Source organism: Mesorhizobium sp. WSM3866 (assembly GCF_002294795.1).
Classification (GTDB): Bacteria; Pseudomonadota; Alphaproteobacteria; order Rhizobiales; family Rhizobiaceae; genus Mesorhizobium.
The window spans coordinates 513,362-520,468 of sequence record NZ_NSGC01000004.1 but is presented as its reverse complement, the minus strand read 5'-3'; the positions used below and the strand labels follow the sequence as shown (position 1 = coordinate 520,468).

Sequence of the window (7,107 nt, the reverse complement as noted above, 5' to 3'; positions counted from 1 at the left end):
CGCAGCGCCGGCAGAAAAGCCAAATCCCCACACCAATCCAGACCGGCCCGCCAACGCAGGCCGTTTGCGTTTGCGGCCCTACATTGCCCTCAAGCTCGACTCGACTTTTTGCTGCGATGGTCGCCCGGGCGTGCGTCGTCGGAACGATGCTCGAGGAGGAGAGCTTCGCCGTGCGCGTGGAAAGCACCACCGGGGCCTTCGCGGAGCCGGCGGTGCCGAAGTCGGCCTGATGGTGCAAAGCTTGCAAAGCTGAAGAGGCCAACCTCACCAAAGCGGTCGAAACGGCGCTGGCCTCGGCGGCTATAACGCGGCATTGCCCGACGCGTTTCGCGCATCGACGCTACCAGTTCATGTGCTGGCGGTGGGCCGGGTATCGCAATGGGGCCCGCTCGCGACGCCGACCGGTCATGAACCGGCGGCGACGTCCATGCGTTGTGTCTCAGCCGGGTGAGTTTGGAACAGCGAAGGAAACGGACATGACCACGCATCCCAGCACCAATCGCTTGTCCGCACAGGAGCTGCACGACATCGATGCCTACTGGCGTGCCGCCAACTACCTGACCGTCGGGCAGATCTATCTGCTCGACAATCCGCTGCTTCGCGAGCCGCTTCGGCTGGCGCACGTCAAGCCCAGGCTGCTTGGGCATTGGGGAACCTCGCCGGGCCTTAGCTTCATATACGCGCATCTCAACCGCGCGATCAGACTTCGCGATGTCAACGTTATTTACATCTGCGGCCCCGGCCATGGCGGACCGGCCATGGTTGCAAACAGCTATCTCGAAGGCACCTATAGCGAGATCAATCCGGATATTTCCCTCGAAGAGGCCGGAATGAGGACGCTCTTCCGGCAGTTTTCCTTTCCGGGAGGCATCCCGAGCCATGCCGCTCCCGATGTGCCCGGGTCGATCCATGAAGGCGGCGAGCTCGGCTACGCGCTTTCGCAAGCCTTTGGCGCGGCCTTCGACAACCCGGATCTTATCGTCGCCTGCGTCGTCGGCGACGGCGAGGCGGAAACCGGCCCGCTCGCCACATCCTGGCACTGCAACAAGTTCCTCAACCCGGCGCAGGACGGCGCGGTGCTGCCGATCCTCCATCTCAACGGCTATAAGATCGCCAGTCCCACCATTCTCGCCCGCATCTCTGACGAAGAATTGCGGGCGCTATTCGTCGGCTATGGCTACGAACCGCTGTTCGTCGAGGGTGACGATCCGCCCCTGATGCATGAGCGGATGGCCGTCGTACTCGACGATGCGCTGGACCGCATCCAGGCAATTCAGCAGGCGGCGCGCAGCGGCGGAGAGACTGCCGACGGCCGGCCGAAATGGCCGATGATCATCCTTAGAAGCCCGAAGGGCTGGACAGGCCCCAAGGAGGTCGACGGGCTGAAGACCGAAGGATTCTGGCGCGCGCATCAGGTTCCGCTCTCCGGTCTCGCCGAAAACCCTGCGCATCTGAAGATGCTCGAGGAGTGGCTGAGAAGTTATCGGCCCGAAGAGCTTTTCGATGCCGAGGGCGCGCCAGTGGCCATGATCCGCGCCACTGCCCCGCAAGGCGGCAGACGCATGAGCGCCAATCCGCATGCCAATGGCGGCCTGCTGCGCCGCTCCCTCCAACTGCCAAGCCTGCAAGAGCATGCCGTATCTGTCCAGCAGCCCGGCGGCGTGAAAGCAGAGTCGACCCGTGTGATGGGCGGTTTCCTGCGCGACGTCATGGCATTGAACCAAAGCGCCAAAAACTTCCGCATTGTCGGTCCCGATGAGACGGCTTCGAACCGGCTGCAGGACGTCTTCGAGGTGACCGAGCGCGCCTGGATGGAAAAGATTCTGCCCGAAGATGTGCATCTCGGCCGCGAAGGCAGGGTTCTGGAAATCCTGTCCGAGCATACCTGTCAGGGCTGGCTGGAAGGCTATCTGCTTACCGGCCGGCACGGCCTGTTCTCCTGCTACGAGGCCTTCACGCACATTGTCGATTCCATGTTCAACCAGCATGCGAAATGGCTGGATGCCTGCGGCAAGCTGCCGTGGCGGCGGCCGATTGCGTCCTTGAACTATTTGTTGTCGAGCCATGTCTGGCAGCAGGAGCACAATGGCTTCAGCCATCAGGATCCGGGCTTCATCGATGTCGCCTTGAACAAGAAGGCGGACATCGTGCGCGTCTATCTGCCGGCGGATGCCAACAGCCTGCTTTGCGTGACGGATCATGTGCTTCGGACATGGAACCGCATCAACGTGATCGTCGCCGGCAAAGCCAATTCCTGGCAGTGGCTGTCGATCACCGAGGCGAAAGTCCACTGCAAGGCCGGTATCGGCATATGGGAGTGGGCGTCGACCGACGGCGGGGCAGAGCCGGATGTGGTGATGGCCTGCGCCGGCGACGTGCCGACGCTTGAGACGCTGGCCGCGGTCCAAATTCTGAAACGCCACGTTCCCGGCCTCAAGGTGCGGGTGGTCAACATAGTCGACCTGATGACTTTGCAGCCCAAGGAACACCACCCGCACGGCCTGTCGGATCGTGAATTCGACGCGTTTTTCACGGCCGATAAGCCAGTCATCTTCGCGTATCACGGCTATCCATGGACCATCCATCGCCTGACTTACCGGCGGACCAACCACGACAACATCCACGTGCGCGGCTACAATGAGGAAGGGACGACGACGACGCCCTTCGACATGACCGTGCTCAATGGCCTCGACCGCTATCATCTCGTCTTGGGCGTGCTCGACCGCATTCCCGACCCGGCCGGCGCGCATATCCGGCTGAAGCAGGCGATGGAAGGCAAGCTGATCGAGCACCGGGCCTATATCCGCGAGCATGGGCAGGACATGCCCGAGGTCCTCGGCTGGAAATGGGAGCAGTAGTCGATGTCGAAGCGCCAGGCCAAATGGACGAGCGCACGATTGGCCGGGACCGGCCGACCATGACCGATGCCATTCTCGTCCTCAACGGCGGCTCCTCAAGCCTGAAGTTCGCCGTGTTTCAGCAGCAAGACGAGCTTCACCTGCTGGTGCGCGGCAGCGTGTCGTCGATCGGACATCATCCACGATTGCATGTCGCGCCCTCAGAATTGTCACGCGAAATCGACAGGAGCCTGGGGGACGAACCGATCGGGATAGCAAAGGCGTTCGAGGCCGTAGTTTCCTATCTCGAGGATCACGCTCTTTTGCGCCGGATCGGCACGGTCGGGCACCGCATCGTCCATGGCGGGCAAGAACTTACCCAAGCGACCTTGCTCGACGAGCGCACGCTCGACGCGCTGCATAGGCTTGAGCCGCTCGCACCCATCCATCAGGCGATCAACCTGGAGATCGTCCAACTGGCCGGTCGGCTTTTGCCCGAAGCCAAGCAGGTCGGCTGCTTCGATACGGCCTTTCACACGGCGCGGCCGGAGCTTGCCAGGCTCTATGGCTTGCCGCGAGAGATGTCGGAACAGGGCATCGTCTCCTACGGCTTCCACGGGCTCTCCTACAGGCACATCGCAGCGAAGCTCCGCGAGCGCTACGGCGACGCTGCCGGTGGCCGAACGATTGCCGCCCATCTCGGCAGCGGCGCGAGCCTGTGTGCGATGAAGGCAGGAGTAAGCCTCGCCACGACCATGGGTTTTTCGACGCTTGACGGCCTCGTCATGAGCACCCGTTGCGGCGCCATCGATCCTGGCGTGATCCTGCACCTTCTGCAGGAGCGCAAGCTGTCGGCCGACCGAGTGACCGAATTGCTCTACGAGCAGTCCGGCCTGCTGGGCGTATCCGGCATTTCCGGAGACATGCAGGCGCTGCTTGGGTCGAAAGACCCGGCGGCGGCGCGTGCCGTCGCGCTCTTCGTCTATCGCGCCGGACGTGAGATCGGATCGCTCGCGGCCGCGCTTGGAGGCCTCGACACGCTCGTGTTCACCGCCGGCATCGGCGAAAATGCATGGCAGATCCGGCAAGAGATCTGCGAGGCTGCTGCCTGGCTTGGTGTCGTGGTCGACCATGGTTTAAATCGCAGCGGCGAAGCGCTGGTCAGCGCGCGAGAGTCCAGCGTCGATGTTCTTGTCATTCCGGCCGACGAGGAACGTGCCGTGGCCACGCAGCTCCTCGCCCTCGAAACGGTCTGATCTGCCGCGGCAGGATCGCAGGGATTAGCTCGGTAACTTGGCGCAGAGCTTCCGCTGAACCAGGACGAGCGTCGGGCGATCGGGCGTCGCGCGGGCCGTTTTCGTTCGCGTCACTTTCCCTTCAAGCTCGACTCGGCGATGGTCAGCCCGGCGCCTCGCTGCCCTATATCTGGCCGCGCGGCCAAATGCATAAGGAGCGGAAGATGCGGCAGGCACTGATCGTATGGGGCGGCTGGGAAGGGCATGAACCCGAAGCCGGGGCGCGAGTCGTCAAAGCTATGCTTGAGGAGGAAGGCTTTGCCGTGCGCTTGGAAAATACGACCGCGGTGTTCGCCGACCCGGCGATCGCCGACCTCAGCCTGATCGTGCCGATCTACACCATGTCCAAGCTCGCCAAGGCCGAAGAGGCGAACCTCACCAAAGCGGTCGAAAACGGCGTCGGCCTCGGCGGCTATCACGGCGGCATGGGCGACGCGTTTCGCGAATCGACGGACTACCAGTTCATGTGCGGCGGCCAGTGGGTCGCCCATCCCGGCAACATCATCGACTATCGTGTGAATATCGTGCGGCGCGACGACCCGATCGTGGCAGGCATCGACGATTTCCAATACCGCTCCGAGCAATATTATATGCATGTCGATCCATCGAACGACGTGCTGGCGACCACCACCTTCTCGGGCGAGCACGCGCCGTGGATCGCCGGAGTTGTCATGCCCGTGGTTTGGAAGCGCCGGCACGGCAAAGGGCGGGTGTTCTATTCGTCGCTCGGCCACGCGGCCAAGGAATTCGAGGTGCCGCAGATGCGCACCATCCTGCGCCGCGGACTTGTGTGGGCGGCGCGCTGAGCGCGCCCGTCGGTGCGGGCTGACGCCGGTGGCGGCCGGATTTCCCGAACCGAAAGCATCACCGACCCGCTCCTATGATCATGACAGATCATATGAATGAGTGATTTACATAAGACGTAAGCTTTCATACAACTGCCGGCAGCAACTTGCTCTATCGGGAGAGGATTGCGTGGAAAATATCGTTCCTTCGGACGCAACCGGGTGGATGCCTTCGGTCGACCAGGGCGGCGCAAGCGTGCACAACGCCGTCGTCAGCGTGCTGGGCAGCCGCATCCTGGGCGGCGACTATGCTCCCGGTGCAGCCTTGCCGCGCGAGGAGGAGCTCTGCGCCATGCTGGGCGTCAGCCGCACCTCGGTTCGGGAAGCGGTCAAGGTGCTGTCGGCGAAAGGTCTTGTCGAGGCCAGGCGGCGGGCGGGCGTGCGCGTGCTGCCGCGCGACAGCTGGCGCCTGCTCGACCCGGTGGTGCTCGGCTGGCACCCTTCCATCCAGGATGACGAGGAGCTGGTTTCCGGCCTGCTCGAGGCGCGCCGCATCTTCGAGCCGGCGGCGGCCGAGCTTGCGGCAAGGCGCGCCAGCGCCGCCGATCTCGCCGAAATCGAACGCGCGGTCGTCGGCATGCGCGACAATATCCCGGGCGACCTCAACGCGGTCTGCCAGGCGGACCTTGCCTTCCACAAGGGCGTCATCGCCGCCAGCCATAATGTCGTGCTCAAGGGGCTGGTTGGCATGCTGGAAGCTGCCCTGCGCGCCACCTTCCTGGTCACCAATCCGTTGATGGAGGCGCAATCGCGCGCGCTGTCGGCGCATGTCGCGGTGCTGGAGGCGATCCGCGTCCGCGATACCGCCGGCGCCCGCGGCGCCATGAACAGGCTGCTTGACATCGCCGCCGACGATCTTCACGCCAGAGGGTGACGTTTCCGGCTTGACGCCATTTTTTATCATATGATATTTCTATTTCATATGATCTAATTAGCGTCATGGGAGGAGTTGCGCTTGAGGATCGTGGCCATCACCACGCGCGTCGTGAACGCGGATATGCGCAACTGGGTGTTCGTGCGTGTCGAGACCGACCAGCCGGGCCTCTACGGTTGGGGCGAGGCGACGCTGGAATGGAAGACCCAGGCCGTCGTTGGCGCCGTCAGTGACCTCGCGCCGCTTCTGGTCGGCCGCGACCCGCGCGACATCGAGCAGGCGGTGCGCATCCTCAAAAAGCACTCGTTCTGGCGGCTCGGCGTCATCGGCATGTCGGCGGTTTCCGGCATCGAGCTGGCGCTCTGGGACATTTTTGGCAAATGGCTCGATCAGCCGGTCTGGCGCTTGCTCGGCGGCAAGGTGCGCGACCGGGTCAAGGTCTACACCCATCTCGGCCTCGGCGACATGCGCGCCGTCTACGAAACGTTGGAGACCGAGCCGTTGGTGCGGCGCGCCTCCGAAGTGGTTGCCACGGGCTATCGCGCGCTGAAGGCCGTCTTCATCCCCTACAGCCACTATCATGCGCCGCTCGTCGAGGTCGACAAGGTCGGCCGCCTAATGGAGGCGCTGCGCAAGACAGTCGGTCCCGAAGTCGAGGTCATGGTCGATTTCCACGGCCGTCCCGCCTCGGCCTCCACCGCGCTCGCCTATATCGACGCGCTTGCGCCCTACCGACCGATGTTCGTCGAAGAGCCGCTGCCGCCGGGCGAGACCGGCGCGCTGGCGCAGCTCGTCGCCAAATCGCGCGTGCCGATCGCCACCGGCGAGCGGCTGATCGATCGTCCCGAATTCGACGACCTTTTCCGGGCAAGGGCGGTCGACATCGTGCAGCCGGACATCTGCCACTGCGGCGGCCTGCTCGAGGCGAAGAAAATCGCCGCCATGGCCGAGGCGGTCTCGGTCGGTGTGGCGCCGCACAATCCGCTCGGTCCGATCGCCGGCGCGGCGGCGCTGCATTTCGCGGTCTCCACGCCCAATCACCTGATCCAGGAAGAGATGGTCGGTGCCGTGCCCTGGTATTTCGAGGTGGTGAAGGGGCCGATCCGCATGATCGACGGCTGCTGGCAGGTGCCGGATGCGCCCGGGCTCGGCGTCGAGGTCGACGAAGCGGTCGCCGACCGGCATCCCTACAGGCCGGAGGTCATGCACACCACCAATGCCGTCCTTGCCGACGGCACCATCGTGGACTGGTGACC

5 protein-coding genes and 1 pseudogene are annotated in these 7,107 nt (G+C 63.8%); all 6 read left to right on the top strand.

Annotated features, from left to right (window positions below; translation table 11 throughout):
- Nucleotides 1-230, top strand: a pseudogene (locus CK222_RS32695) (hypothetical protein); the annotation flags it as partial.
- Nucleotides 231-476: 246 nt separating this feature from the next.
- Nucleotides 477-2,858 (top strand): phosphoketolase family protein, encoded by a 2,382-nt coding sequence (locus CK222_RS13030; protein ID WP_095800626.1) that lies wholly within the window; start codon nt 477-479, stop codon nt 2,856-2,858.
- A gap of 59 nt (nt 2,859-2,917) precedes the next feature.
- On the top strand, nt 2,918-4,093 hold the full coding sequence (locus CK222_RS13025) for an acetate/propionate family kinase (RefSeq protein ID WP_095800664.1): 1,176 nt from the start codon (nt 2,918-2,920) through the stop codon (nt 4,091-4,093).
- Between the two features lie 203 nt (nt 4,094-4,296).
- Nucleotides 4,297-4,938 (top strand): ThuA domain-containing protein, encoded by a 642-nt coding sequence (locus tag CK222_RS13020; RefSeq protein ID WP_095800663.1) that lies wholly within the window; start codon nt 4,297-4,299, stop codon nt 4,936-4,938.
- A gap of 169 nt (nt 4,939-5,107) precedes the next feature.
- Nucleotides 5,108-5,851 (top strand): FadR/GntR family transcriptional regulator, encoded by a 744-nt coding sequence (locus tag CK222_RS13015; protein WP_082953630.1) that lies wholly within the window; start codon nt 5,108-5,110, stop codon nt 5,849-5,851.
- A gap of 90 nt (nt 5,852-5,941) precedes the next feature.
- Entirely contained in the window at nt 5,942-7,105 is a 1,164-nt protein-coding gene (dgoD, locus tag CK222_RS13010; RefSeq protein ID WP_245433020.1) for a galactonate dehydratase, read from the top strand.
- Nucleotides 7,106-7,107: the final 2 nt, after the last annotated feature.